Source organism: Paenibacillus sp. AR247, assembly GCF_002968895.1.
Lineage (GTDB): Bacteria > Bacillota > Bacilli > Paenibacillales > Paenibacillaceae > Paenibacillus_AQ > Paenibacillus_AQ favisporus.
This window is the reverse complement of the sequence record NZ_PCZT01000006.1, coordinates 331,093-344,981: the sequence shown is the minus strand read 5'-3', so window position 1 is coordinate 344,981 and position 13,889 is coordinate 331,093. Positions and strand designations below refer to the sequence as shown.

The 13,889-nt window shown below is 52.5% G+C and carries 11 protein-coding genes and 2 pseudogenes; 2 read left to right on the top strand and 11 right to left on the bottom strand.

What is annotated here, in order from left to right:
* A partial coding sequence (locus tag CPT76_RS06585) for an ABC transporter substrate-binding protein (protein WP_105442312.1) occupies positions 1 to 1,016 on the bottom strand: 1,016 nt, incomplete at its 3' end.
* Positions 1,017 to 1,773: 757 nt separating this feature from the next.
* Here CPT76_RS06585 and CPT76_RS06580 point away from each other — a divergent pair.
* Both CPT76_RS06580 and CPT76_RS41905 read left to right on the top strand, forming a co-directional pair.
* Positions 1,774 to 2,544, top strand: a complete 771-nt coding sequence (locus CPT76_RS06580) for a serine hydrolase (protein ID WP_105442311.1) — start codon at positions 1,774 to 1,776, stop codon at positions 2,542 to 2,544.
* Entirely contained in the window at positions 2,445 to 2,789 is a 345-nt protein-coding gene (locus CPT76_RS41905) for an S-layer homology domain-containing protein (protein WP_374954619.1), read from the top strand. The genes CPT76_RS06580 and CPT76_RS41905 overlap by 100 nt, the downstream gene beginning before the upstream one ends.
* 168 nt (positions 2,790 to 2,957) lie before the next feature.
* Here CPT76_RS41905 and CPT76_RS06570 read toward each other — a convergent pair whose 3' ends face one another.
* The 10 genes and pseudogenes from CPT76_RS06570 to CPT76_RS06525 all read right to left on the bottom strand — a co-directional run.
* On the bottom strand, positions 2,958 to 3,842 hold the full coding sequence (locus tag CPT76_RS06570) for a carbohydrate ABC transporter permease (RefSeq protein WP_076171504.1): 885 nt from the start codon (positions 3,840 to 3,842) through the stop codon (positions 2,958 to 2,960).
* A gap of 22 nt (positions 3,843 to 3,864) precedes the next feature.
* On the bottom strand, positions 3,865 to 4,755 hold the full coding sequence (locus CPT76_RS06565; protein ID WP_105442309.1) for an ABC transporter permease: 891 nt from the start codon (positions 4,753 to 4,755) through the stop codon (positions 3,865 to 3,867).
* Between the two features lie 92 nt (positions 4,756 to 4,847).
* On the bottom strand, positions 4,848 to 6,524 hold the full coding sequence (locus CPT76_RS06560; RefSeq protein ID WP_105442308.1) for an extracellular solute-binding protein: 1,677 nt from the start codon (positions 6,522 to 6,524) through the stop codon (positions 4,848 to 4,850).
* A gap of 180 nt (positions 6,525 to 6,704) precedes the next feature.
* A complete protein-coding gene (locus CPT76_RS06555; protein WP_105442307.1) occupies positions 6,705 to 8,072 on the bottom strand; it encodes a response regulator transcription factor in 1,368 nt (455 codons plus the stop codon).
* Between the two features lie 51 nt (positions 8,073 to 8,123).
* Positions 8,124 to 9,869 carry a sensor histidine kinase gene (locus tag CPT76_RS06550; protein WP_374954618.1) on the bottom strand — a complete coding sequence of 582 codons (1,746 nt, stop codon included), beginning with the start codon at positions 9,867 to 9,869 and terminating at the stop codon, positions 8,124 to 8,126.
* Positions 9,870 to 10,132: 263 nt separating this feature from the next.
* Positions 10,133 to 10,498 (bottom strand): GntR family transcriptional regulator, encoded by a 366-nt coding sequence (locus CPT76_RS06545; RefSeq protein WP_105442306.1) that lies wholly within the window; start codon positions 10,496 to 10,498, stop codon positions 10,133 to 10,135.
* On the bottom strand, positions 10,495 to 11,151 hold the full coding sequence (locus CPT76_RS06540; protein ID WP_105442305.1) for an ABC-2 transporter permease: 657 nt from the start codon (positions 11,149 to 11,151) through the stop codon (positions 10,495 to 10,497). Before CPT76_RS06540 ends, CPT76_RS06545 begins: the two co-directional genes overlap by 4 nt.
* On the bottom strand, positions 11,144 to 11,998 hold the full coding sequence (locus CPT76_RS06535) for an ABC transporter ATP-binding protein (RefSeq protein ID WP_105442304.1): 855 nt from the start codon (positions 11,996 to 11,998) through the stop codon (positions 11,144 to 11,146). Before CPT76_RS06535 ends, CPT76_RS06540 begins: the two co-directional genes overlap by 8 nt.
* Positions 11,999 to 12,203: 205 nt before the next feature.
* A pseudogene (locus tag CPT76_RS06530) lies at positions 12,204 to 13,249 on the bottom strand (ABC transporter substrate-binding protein).
* Between the two features lie 390 nt (positions 13,250 to 13,639).
* Positions 13,640 to 13,889 (bottom strand): annotated as a pseudogene (locus CPT76_RS06525) (alanine--glyoxylate aminotransferase family protein); the annotation flags it as partial.

Below are 13,889 nucleotides of genomic sequence, written 5' to 3'. Positions count from 1 at the left end.
TAAGCAATGAAGTCTTTGGCCAACTGAACGTCTTTGGCTGTTTTCGTGACGACGGTACCGGTTCCGCCTCCGCCGTAAGAGCGCGGCATTCCTTTTTCCATGACCGGAATCGGCGCAAGTGCGATTTTACCGGACAGGTCAGGCATGTAGTTCGTGTAACGTGACATCATCCACAGCGGCATGAAAGCCGTCGCATATTTCCCTTCGTTAAACTCGCCGTACGCTTCCTCTGTGTCCGGCTGCCCGCCGGCAATTGTGGCGATGACGTTGTTATCCTGCAGGTCTTTCAGCACTTTCAGTCCTTTGACCATGGCGTCCGAATTGACGATCGGCTTGCCCGCATCATCGGTAAAATCGCTTTCCTGCTGCGCCAGCATCATCGATGCCTCCCAACCGGCGCTCGTATCCGCCGTACCCATATATTTGCCGGTCTTCTCGTACACCTGCATGCCTGCCTTCTTGAAATCGTCCCAGGTGACGATCGATTTGTAGTCCACGCCGGCTTCCTTTAGAATTTCAGTGTTATAGAACGCGACCGACGCACCGACGTGGGTCGAGAGTCCGTATACCTTCCCTTCCTTGCTGTACATATCGATCTGGGACTGGACGATGGTATCTTTGTAAGGCTCGACCACGTCGTTCAGCGGCTCCAGCTGAGGGGTGCCTTTCAGAAAATCGGGAAACTTGCCGATCTCAATGTCTGCAATATCCGGTGCCCCAACGCCTGTCTGTACCGCGATCGAGAGCTTGTTATGCATGTCGTCATACGGCATGACTGTGACGTTCAGCTTGATCTGGCGGTCCGGGTTCGCCGCGTTCCATTTCTCCAGCATCTTCTTGAAATGCTGCCCGTGCAGCTCCACAAATGTCCAGTAGGACAGCTCGGTTGCCGTGTCGCCGGCCCCTCCGTCCAGGACGGACGTTTTGCCTTCCGCACTATTGGAAGACTTGCCGCATCCCCACAACAACGTCGTCATCGTGACGACCAGCAGCAGCATCAGCCATTTTTTCTTCATATCCAGGATCCTCCTCTAAGCTTCAATGATTTTTCTGCCGCCAAGCACTTGCAGGACAAAACAAATCTGACTGACCAAGAACGGGTGACCTAAAAACATGAAATAAAGCGCTTTCATTTGTGTCTGATTTCAACTCCCCTGCCGGACTCCGGCGGCTCCTCATCTCAAGAACCATTTTTCCGGACGCCGCTTCCGCAAGCTGAACCGGGGCAGCTTCGATAGGTTGCTGCGAAGATGACCTCCTCGGTTTTAAAGTTTTCTAAAATAATTCAAAACATATTGAATGAATCCGTTTGCAAGTATAAAATAACATACAGGAAATGGAGTTGTAAATATAAAATCTAAAACATTTTATATTTTTTTAAAACATAACAGAATGAGGCTTTTTTAACCTTGATCCGACCTTTTCTATATTCAGCTGCCCATACCAAGTTCTTTCCCCTATTCAGTTAGCCGATCGTCATTCTCATGGTCTGCCATCTACTCCCGCCAATCGACTTTTTTTCTGCATGATTCTTCTAATGCCCCTATTATTTTATGTTTTTGTAAAATAAAAAACGGAACCCAAGCTCCCGCTTTATTCCCGAGCCTATGTAAGTAATTTTGTCAAATCCACGGCATCGACAGAATGTTATGAACAAAAAGTGAACGCTCACAAAAACAGATTGTAAACTAATATTACATCCATTTATAATAAGAGGTATACATCAACCGATCATGTCATTTTATATAACATTCTTTTTTGGAGGGATGTTTGATGACCCGCAGACGGAAACCGGTATTAAGAAGAACCCTAATGACGACGATTGCCGCTACTGCCCTGCTGACCAGCTTGCTTCCGGCAGCGTCCGATGCTTCTCCGGACAAAGGCTTATCTGCTATCGCATCAGCCCTGACTCCCATCCTCCAGCAGGCGGAGAAGGACGGGATTCGCATGTCGGTCGGCATCCGCGACCTCAGCGGCCATTACGGGCATGAAACGCTGCTGCTTGGGTCGCGGGAGCCGTACATGCCGGCCAGTACGATCAAGCTTGCCGTCGTATCCGCATTGATGCAGCAGGTTGATCGAGGCGAGCTGTCCCTGGCCGATCAGGTCACGGTAACGCCCGAAGACGTCGTGGGCGGCAGCGGTTCGCTGCAGACCGAGAGCTTTCCGCAGAACCTTACGCTGGAACGCCTTGCCCGTCTGATGATCACCCAGTCGGACAACACGGCGACCAACGTGCTCATCGACAAGGTCGGCATGGACAGGGTCCAGCAGCTGATGGATCAATTGGACCTTCGGACGATGCACCTTGGACGCAAAATGTTTGCAGCTGCCCCCTCCCCCCCGCCGGCAGTCCGCTCACCCGCGCCGAGTTCACTTCCTTGGTCGCCCGGGAACTTGGCCTGGCATCCGCTGCGGGTCAATCCAGCCAGTTTCACGATATCAGTGACGACAGTCCGTATGCAGGCGATATCGCCGCAGCCCGTCAAGCTGGCCTCGTGCGCGGAACCGGCGAGGGCCGGTTTGACGGAACAGCTGTAATCACGCGCGCCGAAATGGCTGCGATTGCGGTTCGCGCCTATGTGTTCATTCACCGCGAAGCCTCGGCGTCAGGGGAAGTTCCCGAAGCCAACGAAGGCACCGTTCCCTCCTGGGCCGCAGGTTATGTCAGCCAAGCTCTCCAATTAGGAATGATGGAGCCTGCTGCTGCGCGAAGGACGGACCAACCTGCAAATCGGCAGGACGGGTCACGATTCATCACCGGCATGTGGAACTTTACTCGCTGATCCAGCCGGCTTCATCTAAGCTGCCGCTTTATTCAACACATAAAGGGATGCCCTGCCGTCAATCGGCGTAAGGGCATCCCTTTTGTCTTTGCGTCTTCGTCGGGCTCAGCACGCGAGGACGATACCGGCTCAGCGGCTGTTCCCTGATCCATTTTGCCAGCGTCCCCCTCATTCCTTCACGGAGCCCAGCGTAATCCCCGTAATAAAGAACCGCTGCAGAAACGGATAGATGACCAGCACCGGAATCATCGCAATGAAAATTTTGGCCGCATTCAGCGTCCGGTTCGACAGTTCGCTCATCCGCTGAATCTGTTCGGCCGTCATCGTGTTAGCATCGATCACCACCACCATCTGCTGGATATACGTCTGAAGCGGATAATGGTCCGCCGCCGACATCAGCACCAGCCCGTTAAAAAATTCGTTCCAATGGTACACGATGCTGAACAGCGTAACCGTAGCAATGACTGGCCCCGCTAGCGGGACAAAGATCTGGATCATCATCCGCCAGGGACCCGCACCGTCGACAAGCGCAGCCTCCTCCAACTCTTTAGGCAGATTGCGGAAAAAGTTAATGACAAGGATGACGCTGAATACCGGCACGCTGTTGCCGAGAACGAGCGCCCAAATGTTGTTGATGAGCCCCAGCGACTTTACCGTCATGTACCAAGGAATCAGTCCGCCGTTAAACAGCATTGTAAACACGAGGATCCACATGAGCACATTGCGATACGGCAGCTCCTTGGCATTTTTGGATAACGGATACGCCATCAGCAGAATGACCACAAAGTTCAGCCCCGCCCCGAGGATGACCCGCTGCACGGATATCCAGAACGAATTAAAAAATTTGCGGTCTCCCATCAGCTCCTGGTAAGAACCGAGGTTGAAACCGACGGGCCACAGCCCGACCCGGCCCGAGCTTGCCGCTGCATTGTTGCTGAGGGATACGGCAAGGGTGTACCAGATGGGCAGGATGCATAAGATTGCGATGCCTACCAGGATCACGATCAGCGCAATATCAAACAGCCGGGAGCCTGCCGTGTTGTCTTTCACCATTGAACATGCACTCCTTTTGTCATCAAAAGATACGGTAGTTGGCAAACCGGTAAGCGAGATAATAGGAGATCGTGATCATCAGGAAGCTGACCACCGATTTGAGCAGGCCCATGGCGGTCGCCAGGCTGAACTGCAGATTGACCAGCCCCGTCCGGTAGACCCAGGTGTCGATAATGTCGCCGCTGGAATAGACCAGCGGGTTGTACAAATTGAAGATCTGCTCAAAGCCCGCGTTCAGCACATTGCCAAGGCTGAGCACCGAGAGCAGTACGATCGCCGATACGATGCCGGGAAGCGTCACGTGCAGCATCCGCTTGAACCGGGTCGCCCCGTCGATCGCAGCCGCCTCGTACAGAGCCGGATTGATGCCGGTCAGCGCGGCCAAATAAATGATCGTGTTAAACCCGAATTCCTTCCACACGTCGCTTCCCACGATGAGGGCCGGAAACAGGTCCGCCCGCCCGAAGAACAGGATCGGCTTGATATGAAACACCGACAAGATTTGGTTCACCGGACCGGTGTAGCCGAAGATATCGAGCAGAATCCCCGAAAGGATAACCCAGGACAAAAAATGCGGCAGGTATACGATCGTCTGAATCCAGCGCTTCAAATACCGCAGCCGCAGCTCATTCAGCAGCAGGGCAAAGACGAGCGGGATGACCAGATTACCTACAATTTTGAGCACGGCGATCACCAGGGTGTTGACCAGAATCGTGACGCTGTCGTTCAAGGAAAACATGTATTTGAAGTTTTCAAGACCGACCCATTCCGAATGCAGAATTCCGAGGCCCGGGTTGTAATCCTGAAAAGCCATGACGATGCCGAACATCGGAACGATGCTGAACAGGGTCAGCCAGATCATTCCGGGGAGAAGCATCAAGTAATAGTGCTTGGCAAATCCCTTGTTAATCATCTTGCAGCTCCTTCCTTTTCGGGTCATATGCTTAAATAGGGGAGGCGCCGGAACGGTTCCCGGCACCTGCCTTTCCTTGGAGCGTTAAAAGCCTACTGCTGCGCGATTTCCGCGACTTCTTTGAGGATGTCGTCTCCGCCCTGCTTCCGCCAGTCCTTTACGAACTGATCAAAGGTATCCAGCGGGGCCGCTCCCATAATAATTTTCAGAAACGTTTCCTTCTCCATCTTGTCGAGCGTCGCCCACTTGCTCTCCATCGTTTTCGTTTGGGAATAGGTCAGGCTGTACGTCTTTTTGTAAGGCTCCATCAGCGGCGCAATGCCGACCAAAGTGGAGTAGAGCCGCTTCCAGGCGCCCAAATCCGCATTCGGGTCCCAATACTGGATGTCCATTTTATCGTACGGTTCGAGCTTCACCTTCTTAATATTCTCAGCATCGGCCTTCAGCAGCTTGTAACCCGGCAAATCGAGCTCCTCCGGCTTTTTGGTGCCGGCCAGCACTTCCTTCATCGCGTTGTAGGTCACGTACATTTCGTCCATTGGTGCGAACACGATACGCAGCGGGTAGTTCCCGATGCCGACGCTGACGTCGAATTTGGATTCGTCCCGGAGCAAAAGGTTTTCCATTTTAATCGCAGCTTCCGGATGCTTGTAGCCTTTGCGGACGACGAGATATTGGTTGGACGGTGTTCCCATATGAGGTGTGAACTCTCCGTTCTTGTCGAGCAGGGTGTAGGCCTGCCAGTTCGCCTTCGGATTGTTTTTGATGGCGTCCGCCAGCGGGCCGTACCCGCCTGCCCACCACAGGCCGAAGTAGATCCCGGATGTGCCGTTCTTGATCAGCTCCTGCGCGTCCTTGCGGATGCTCATTTCCGGATCGATCAGCCCTTTGGCATACAGGTCCCGCAGCTTGGCGAGCGCCTCCTTCGTTTCGGGTTCGATGGATCCGTAGGTCGGCTTCCCGTCTGCGCCCTTCAGCCAAAAGCCCGGATATGCGTGATAGGCGCCGAAGATCGGATCAAATCCGTAGTTGTTGTTGTTCGGATTGATGAAATCCGCATTGAGCAGTCCGCCGGATTGCGGGCCGCTGATGCCGATGGTGTCGTTTTTCCCATTACCGTCCGGATCCTGTTCTACAAAGGCTTTGGCGACCTTCTCCAGTTCCTCGACGTTACGCGGGACTTCAAGACCGAGCTTGTCGAGCCAGTCTTTGCGAATCCACATGATATGCTGCATGTCCGATTCCGCCGTCACGTTTGGTAGCGCATACATTTTTCCGTCGAAGGTGACGGATTTCATCGCAAGCCCATCCGTCGAATCGATGATCTTTTTCAGCACAGGGGAGGCATACTGCTCGTATACTTCCGACAGGTCGGCCAGCTGGTTGCTCTTGACCATCTGCCGCAGCTGCGTGTCTGTCACGACGAGCGCATCCGGAAGATCGTTGCTGGCGATGGCCAGATTTACCTTTTGCTGATAATCCTTGCCGACGCCGGCCTGCCAAATAATCTTCGTATCGATATTGAGGTTGTCCTTGACGTACCGGGTATACACATTGTTTTCCGGTGAGTCTCCTGGCGGAAGGCTCTTATCTGCTGAGTCCACCTCTTTGCCGATGTTGATCGTAACCGTCTCGCTGTACTTGCCGAACGGGTCCACCGGATCTTTGGATACATCGGCTTCCTTCTCCGAAGCGCCGCCGCTGCCGCAGGCCGACAGAACCAGCATCAGGCCCGCTATCACCAGGCTCATCATGGATTTTGCTCTCATCTTCTTCGCCCCTTCTTTCGCTCTTGGTTTGCTTGCACCTCTAAGGTAACACAGGGTTCCGCTTTTCCCAGTTAGACGGAAGTTTCAGGTTGGGATAGACAATTGACTTCAATCGGGAGGATGTCAGCGGTTTCACTGAAGCGTTTTCGACGAATTTCCTACTTGCCGGAGGACATTTCTCTACCCTTCTTTATCCTGATCCGATTGATTCCGATATTCGCTCGGCAGCAGCCCGGTATACTCCCGGAAAGAACGGCTGAAATACTTTTCATCCTCATAGCCGACGTGCTGTGCGATCCAGAGGACGGTCTTGGTCGTATTCCGCAAGTAATGCTTGGCTTGATCCAGACGGATGCGGCGCAGGTAGGCGTTGAAGTTGGTTCCGACAATTTCCTTGAAGCACTGGCTGAAATAGCTGCGGCTCATGCTGACCCTGCGGGCGATATCCGCTGCCGTCACCTGCTGGTCCAGCTCCTCGTGTAGCATGGAAACGGCTGTCATCACGCTCTGAACGACTTCCGGCGAATAAGGAGCCTTGCCCCATTCTTCGCGAAGCTGCTTGCGGACGCCGTCAAACCACGCTTCGACCTCGAACCAGGAATTCAGCGGGGCGGGCAGGCGAATGCGAGTCGTTCCGGTTTTACCGGCCAGCTGGTCCAACCGGTCGGCCAGCACGTACAGCCGCCCCGAGAGCTCCGCCTGCGGCAGCCGCAGTTCTTTCAACTCCTGCAGATTTGCCTGAAACAAACCTTCCCGGTAGATCCAGCCCGGCGAGAGCCACCGGGCCATTACGGTGAGTGTAAGATCATCATTTACGGGATTCACGCTCTGCCCGAGCGCTGACAAGGATCGATCCATGACCTTTACAGCCGGGTCATATTCGTAAAAAAACTCCCCTTCGCAGTACCTCCGCACCTGATCATACACTTCGGAAGGCATTCGGCCCTGGATACCCTTTAACCGGATCAGCGTCCACCCGGCATCCGCTGAAGCCAATCGTACCAGTTCATCCAGCCCCTCCTCCCCCTTCTCCCCTCCCCCGAAGGTAAAGAACAAGACTTGGCGCCCCAATTCAGCAAAACGTTCCGCTTGCCGGACCGCCCACTCCACCACAGCACGTTGTTCCGGTTCGCGAACCACTGACAGCAGCGCATACCCCCGGTCCGTCGCAAAGGATTCGTCAGGGCTGCTTGCCCCGGGCATGCGCAGCTTCCGGAGCCGCCCTTCCTGCTCTGTGATGCGGCGATGAATCCGTCCCAGCACCTCCTCAAACCGTTCCTTCTCCAGCTGGACCTTGGCGATATAATCAATCGCTCCCAGCCGGATCGCTTCCTGGATGTATTCAAAATCCTGATGCAGGGTCAGCACCGCGATGTAAACCTCCGGATGCCGTTCACGCACCAAGCGCATCAGCTCTATGCCGGACATGACCGGCATTTCCAGATCCGTCAACAGCAGATCGACTTCATGATTGTCCAGAAATTCCAGCGCTTTTGCTCCGTTGTTCGCCTCCCCGATCACCTCCATCTCGAAATCCTGCCAGGGCATCACCGAAATGAGCCCCTTCGGACCAGTTTATCGTCATCGACCACGAGCACTTTAATCATGGTCCGCACCTCCTTCATTAGGTAAGCTAAGCTTGATCGTCGTCCCTTCTCCGAGTCTGCTCGATACACCGAGCTTGGCCTTTTCGCCGTAATGCATCCCAATGATCCGGTTGACGTAGCTCATCCCGATGCCCATGCCGGCACTCCGGTTACCGCCTTCCGCGGACAGCAGCGCCTCGATTTTGTCCTCGGGAATGCCCGCGCCGTTATCCCGGATGGAGATCTCGATTTGATCCGACTGCCGTACATCCACCTGGATATAGCCGTCGTCGTCCAATCCGTGATAGAGGGCGTTCTCGACGAGAGGCTGCAAAATAAACCGGGGAATGGCCACGTCCAGCACCTCCTGATCAACGTGGATATGGACGTCGAACTGGAAATCGTAGCGGATTTGCTGCAAAATCAGGTACTGCTTTACCGCATCGATCTCCTCCTGAATGGTGGACGTCTGGCCGAGCTTTCCCAGATTGTAATGCAGCAGTTTGTTCAAGGAAGAGACAAGCCTGTCGATTTCCTCCTGCCCATTCATGACCGCGATCCAGCGGACGGTATCCAGGCTGTTCATCAGAAAATGCGGGTTAATCTGATACAGCAGCTTCTCCACCTCAAGATCCGCACGTCGTTTTTCCTTGGCCTCGACTTCACGGAACAATTCCCAAATTTGATGCTTCATTTGCTGAAACCGCCGCACCAGCAGGTCGAATTCCGGAATATGGGTGCGGGCGGCCGGACTGCCGATACGGCTGTCGGCCATTTGTTCGATTTCCCGGTGAAAGCCGCGAAGCGGGCGGTAGACCATTTTCCACAACAGCCAACCCAGCAGCAGGCTCATGCCGAGAAACAGCAGCGAAAACAGGCCGATCTGCACGAACCAGCGGTTCATTTCGCGGTTATAGTCCGCCTTGGACGTTAACGAGACGATGCTCCAGCCTTGATTGCTTGTTTCCTTAAACCAGTAGTAGCCTTGTTCCGTGCCCGACGACTTGGCCTGGTCGAAATGCGGAAACTTCGTTCCGATCTGAAACGAATCCGGGGCGTCGCTGTAAGCGATCCGCCCGTCGTTATCCACAAACACATGGGAAGCCGCCCCGCCGACGGCATCATTATTCAATATGTTCTGCGTCAGCTTAAAGCCGGTCTCCATGTAAATGTACACGCCGTCCAGGTTAGGCAGGTCCACCTTGCGCATGGCCGAAAGCACGTATTGGTTGTCAAAACGGCTGTTGCTCACATGCGGTCCGTAGTACCAAATTTGGCTGTATTGGGCCAGCAGGGGGAGCTTCTCGGGAGCGAAGCTGTCCTTGACGCCCGTATTCTCCAGTTCATAGTGGCGGTCGTTCATAAAATAATACATGGCCAGTCCGATACTGGGGTTGGTGAACGTAATCAGGCCGAGCTCCTCCTTCAAGTCGCTGAGCGTTTTCGCCCGTTCGAACGGCTCGTCCGCCGACAGCATTTCACTCAGCTTGTTTCCGACGCTTCCGCCTACGGCGAACTGCTGCGACACATGGTTGAGGTTGTTGATGGAGTTTTCCAGGGAGAGCTCGACCTGTTTGAGGTTGCTCTGGATGCCGTTTTGGATTTTGTTGGTGAGGATGGAGTAAATGGTGAAATAAGAGATGAGCACGATGCTGACAAACGGAATCAATGAGCTGAACAGAAAAATGATCATAATCCTTCGTTTCAAGGTCAAATAATGATAGATTCGCCCCTTCCACCTTGTTTTCATGGCATTCATCATGGCAGTCCCTCTTTTCTCATGCTTGGCTTGGTCCCTCCTTCAGGTCTTGGAAAATGAAATGGGAGAAGATCAGATGTAGGTTAACACAGGCGAGGCCAGGCACGCATTAACGATTTATCGCGTTAGCCCAGGAAAATGCTCTGCATGCGGAAGCTGCGTAGACAACGACAAAAAAAAGACCCGGCAGAAACGGCGATCGTTCATTCGCTGTTCCGCTGGGCTTTTACGGATGTCTTTTTTCAAGCTTAATCAGGCGGTGCTTAATAAATCTTCTTCATCAGTTCCATCACTTCATCCAGGGTAAGGCCGAAGGATTTGTAGTATGCAGTATCGTTAACCATCTGCTTCAAAATCATTTCGTCGCGTATACGCAGCTTGTCTTCGGGTGAGAAATCGGCGACAAAGCACCCTTTTCCCGTGACCGTGTTGATCAAACCGCATCGCTCGAGTTCTTCCCAGGCTTTCTTTACGGTGATGACGCTAACGCGCAGCTCCTGGGCCGCTTGCCGGATCGGCGGTAAACTATAGCCGCTTTCCAGTTCCCCTTTCAAAATTTGGGCGCTGATTTGTTCGAAAAGCTGCTGGTAGATCGGTTTTTCGGAGTTGTTCGAAATCGCAATGTTCATTGGATCTCCACTTTGTGGAAACGTTTAACCGCAATCCGGTAAGCAATCATGGTGAGTCCGATGAAAATAACGATTCCGGCAATCATCAAGGATGCTTGAAGGGCCACATTGTGGACGCCGCTGCCATTAAACATGTCGGATACATAGGAATTCTGGATTCCGATCCATTGCGCGAGTCCGGCAAAAACCATCGCTCCGAAAATGCCCGCCAGCGCCGCCCCGCCAAATTTATACGCCGTCTTGTAATACATGGGGATAAAGAACACGTTGAAGACCGCATACATCACAAAGCACAGTCCCCAAAAACCCGGATACGGTCCGAAGAAAACGTTGGGTATTTCCCCATAGAGACGAATATTGATGATACCAAAAATGATGGCCATCAGCATATGGAGCATTTCCAGGATGACAATGACAAGCACCCTGGCCTTGACCATGTCTGTTTTGGTGACAGGCATCATCGAAGTAAACATCAAATCGTTTTGTGACCGGAACTGGCCAAATGTATTAGGGACCGTGATCCAGCAAAAATACAGCAGCACGATAAAATACAACCAGCCTGGTATGAGCATCAACGCGCCCAAAACGACAGGCACCAAAAAAAACAACGGATTGATCCCCAATTTTAAATCCTTCATTACCAAGTTATACATACACATCCTCCTTTTTGGCGAAATAAATCATAATCTCCTCAAGAGTGGGCCGGGCCGCTTTCACATCTAAGGAAGGATCGAAGTCTTTGGCATGGATCAATCCCGTAAAGCCGAACGAATTCGTTTTGTAGGAAATCAGCTGCGCCTTTACCGGGTCCAGTTGACTCACGCTACCGTTCAGTAAAAGGTAGGATTCAATAAACTCTTCTTTCACGGCACTGTTGATGATTTTTCCGTTATGGATATAGGTAATGTAATCCGCGCACTTTTCCAAATCCGAAGTAATATGCGTTGAGAACAGGATGCTGATTTCACCCTCTGCGACGAGCGATTGAAAAAGATCGAGCAGATCATCTCTGGCTATCGGATCCAGCCCGCTTGTCGGTTCATCGAGAATCAGAAGCTTTGCGCCATGGGATAAGGCAAGAGCCAAACTGTACTTTACTCTCATCCCTGTTGACAACTCGACGATTTTTTTGTTTTCATCCAATTTGAATCTTCTTAAATAATACGAATAAATTTCATCATCCCAGTTGGTATAGAACTTTTTCACCACTTCCGTCAAGGCTTTTATTTTGCTCCGCGTATAAAAATCGATGCCGCCAAACGCATATCCGATGTCCTGCTTCAATTCGATTTCGTGTTCGGCAATGTTCTTGCCGAAAATCCGCACTTCACCGCTGTCGATATGAATCAGATTCAAAATCGATTTGATCGTCGTCGTCTTTCCCGCCCCATTGGCGCCGATAAAACCCATAATATAACCTTTTTCCAGCTGAAACGTCACGTCATTCAACTGGAAATTCGGATAGGTTTTGCTTAAGTTTCGAATGTCTAATGCCAGCATACCGTTCCTCCTCGATAAATTGTGTATATCGTGTATGCACAATATATCATCCCAGCATTGCTCAAGTCAATGGATGGAAAGCGGAATGTTGAAAAGTTTTTTTCCAAAAGGCATGAATTTAAAATCGCCCGGCGTTCCCCAGAGGTTGTATCGCATACGAAAAAAAAAGAAAGCATCGCCGCGTCGGCGCTGCTTTTCTTTGGGTCTAAAGGGTTATATTGGCCGCTCCTTGTCTGGACTGGCAAGAGGAAGGATACGGCGGAATGGCCGGAATTGCTTTATTTGGCCGGTAAAATTCGGTGGTAAATACGTTGGCGATCGGCTCCGCTTCCTTCAAAACGCCGACTTCGATGAGCTGCTTCTGCACCTCTTCCCACCGCTCCTTCGTCATGGTACCGACGCCCTGCTCCGCCGCGTCACCGCCGAATACGAGATCCATCTCCTTTTCGGCGCTGTACTTCATCATATCCAGATCCATATCCGGGTTTTGCTCGTGGATGGCTGGATTGACTTCCTCGGCGTGGTTCTTGTAGTAATCCCACCCTTTTACCGTCGCTTCAACGAACGCTTTGACTTTGTCCGGATGCTCCTTGATCATCTTCTCGGTCGTAAAATGACGTTGGCGTAAAGGTTATACCCGGAATCCGCGATCAGCAGCGTGCCGACGTTCACTCCCTGTTTTTCCAAAGTATAAGGCTCGGATGTGATGTATCCCTGCGTCAAAGCGTTAGGGTCGTTCACAAAATTGACCAACGATCCCGTATACTTCAGCTCCTTGACCTGATCCAGCTTATATTTGCTTTTCATGTACAGCCAGAAACTCGCCGTCGGAGCGACGTAAACCGCATGTCCGTTCAGGTCGGAGAAGTCCTGAATTCCCGCTTCCTTGTGATAAATCAGCACCTGCGGGCTCTTCTGAAACGAGGCGGCGATGGCTACGATCGGAATGCCCTCCTGCCTTGCGACCAGAATATCGTCGCCGTTCGCGATGCCGAAATCGGCTTTGCCGGAAGCTACGATCTGTGTAGAGGATACCTGCGGACCCCCGGGCGTCAGCGTCATGTCCAGCCCCGCGTCCTTATAGAAGCCTTGCTGGACGGCCGCGAAGTTGCCGCCGTGTTCCGGTTCGGCGAACCAGTTGAGAACCAAGGTGGATTTCTCCAGCTTCGGCTCTGCGGAAGCCGTCCCCGTCTTTTCCCCGGAGGATGCTGTTTCCGGAGCTGCCGTTTTCCCCGAACAGGCGGCCAGCATTCCCGTCATCAATACGGCGCATAAGGACAATGCCATCATCTTCTTAACACTGCGTTTGTTCGCTGTCATTTTCGTTGCCATGTTACCCATCCCCCTTAGGACTTGACTTTCTATGCCTATCATAGGAGATACGTCAAATTAGCGTCAACAAATATGCCGTCGTTTTGTAATCACGAACAAAAATTCGAATTAAATGTGTAACGAACGCCTATCCCCTAACATTACCACCTTTAATTTGTGAATTATGCTTACATGAACCTAACTAAATTGTATCTGTCTTCACCCGCCCGGGCCCGTAAATTCCAAAATTCCATTGGCACAATCCAAAAAAGCCGTTTGCGCTTTTCGACACCCTTAGTCGAAAGGCAAACGGATGGATGGCGCCTGAACCTAACCCACTCGCGCTTCTTCATACGCGTCTAATGCCGCCCGCACCGCTTCACCTGCTGGCAGCTTTACGCCGTTCCGGAGCAGTACCGCCTCCAGCGCACCCAGCAGGTGCAGGATATTCGTCTGCCTGCAGCTGTATCCCATGGTGCCGATCCGCCAAATCTGACCCGCGAGCGGTCCAAAGGAGCTGGCAATTTCGATGCCGAATTGGTGCAGCAGCATCGCTCGTACCATCTCCCCGTCTACGCCC

What these genes read in the sequence shown, in the direction of transcription:
- CPT76_RS06535 (WP_105442304.1), bottom strand. Translation starts at nt 11,998, where the DNA reads ATGCTGGCATTAGACATTCGAAACTTAAGCAAAACCTATCCGAATTTC.
- CPT76_RS06570 (WP_076171504.1), bottom strand. Translation starts at nt 3,842, where the DNA reads ATGGTGAAAGACAACACGGCAGGCTCCCGGCTGTTTGATATTGCGCTG.
- CPT76_RS06545 (WP_105442306.1), bottom strand. Translation starts at nt 10,498, where the DNA reads ATGAACATTGCGATTTCGAACAACTCCGAAAAACCGATCTACCAGCAG.
- CPT76_RS06550 (WP_374954618.1), bottom strand. Translation starts at nt 9,869, where the DNA reads ATGAATGCCATGAAAACAAGGTGGAAGGGGCGAATCTATCATTATTTG.
- CPT76_RS06555 (WP_105442307.1), bottom strand. Translation starts at nt 8,072, where the DNA reads ATGCCCTGGCAGGATTTCGAGATGGAGGTGATCGGGGAGGCGAACAAC.
- CPT76_RS06560 (WP_105442308.1), bottom strand. Translation starts at nt 6,524, where the DNA reads ATGAGAGCAAAATCCATGATGAGCCTGGTGATAGCGGGCCTGATGCTG.
- CPT76_RS06540 (WP_105442305.1), bottom strand. Translation starts at nt 11,151, where the DNA reads ATGTATAACTTGGTAATGAAGGATTTAAAATTGGGGATCAATCCGTTG.
- CPT76_RS06565 (WP_105442309.1), bottom strand. Translation starts at nt 4,755, where the DNA reads ATGATTAACAAGGGATTTGCCAAGCACTATTACTTGATGCTTCTCCCC.
- CPT76_RS06580 (WP_105442311.1), top strand. Translation starts at nt 1,774, where the DNA reads ATGACCCGCAGACGGAAACCGGTATTAAGAAGAACCCTAATGACGACG.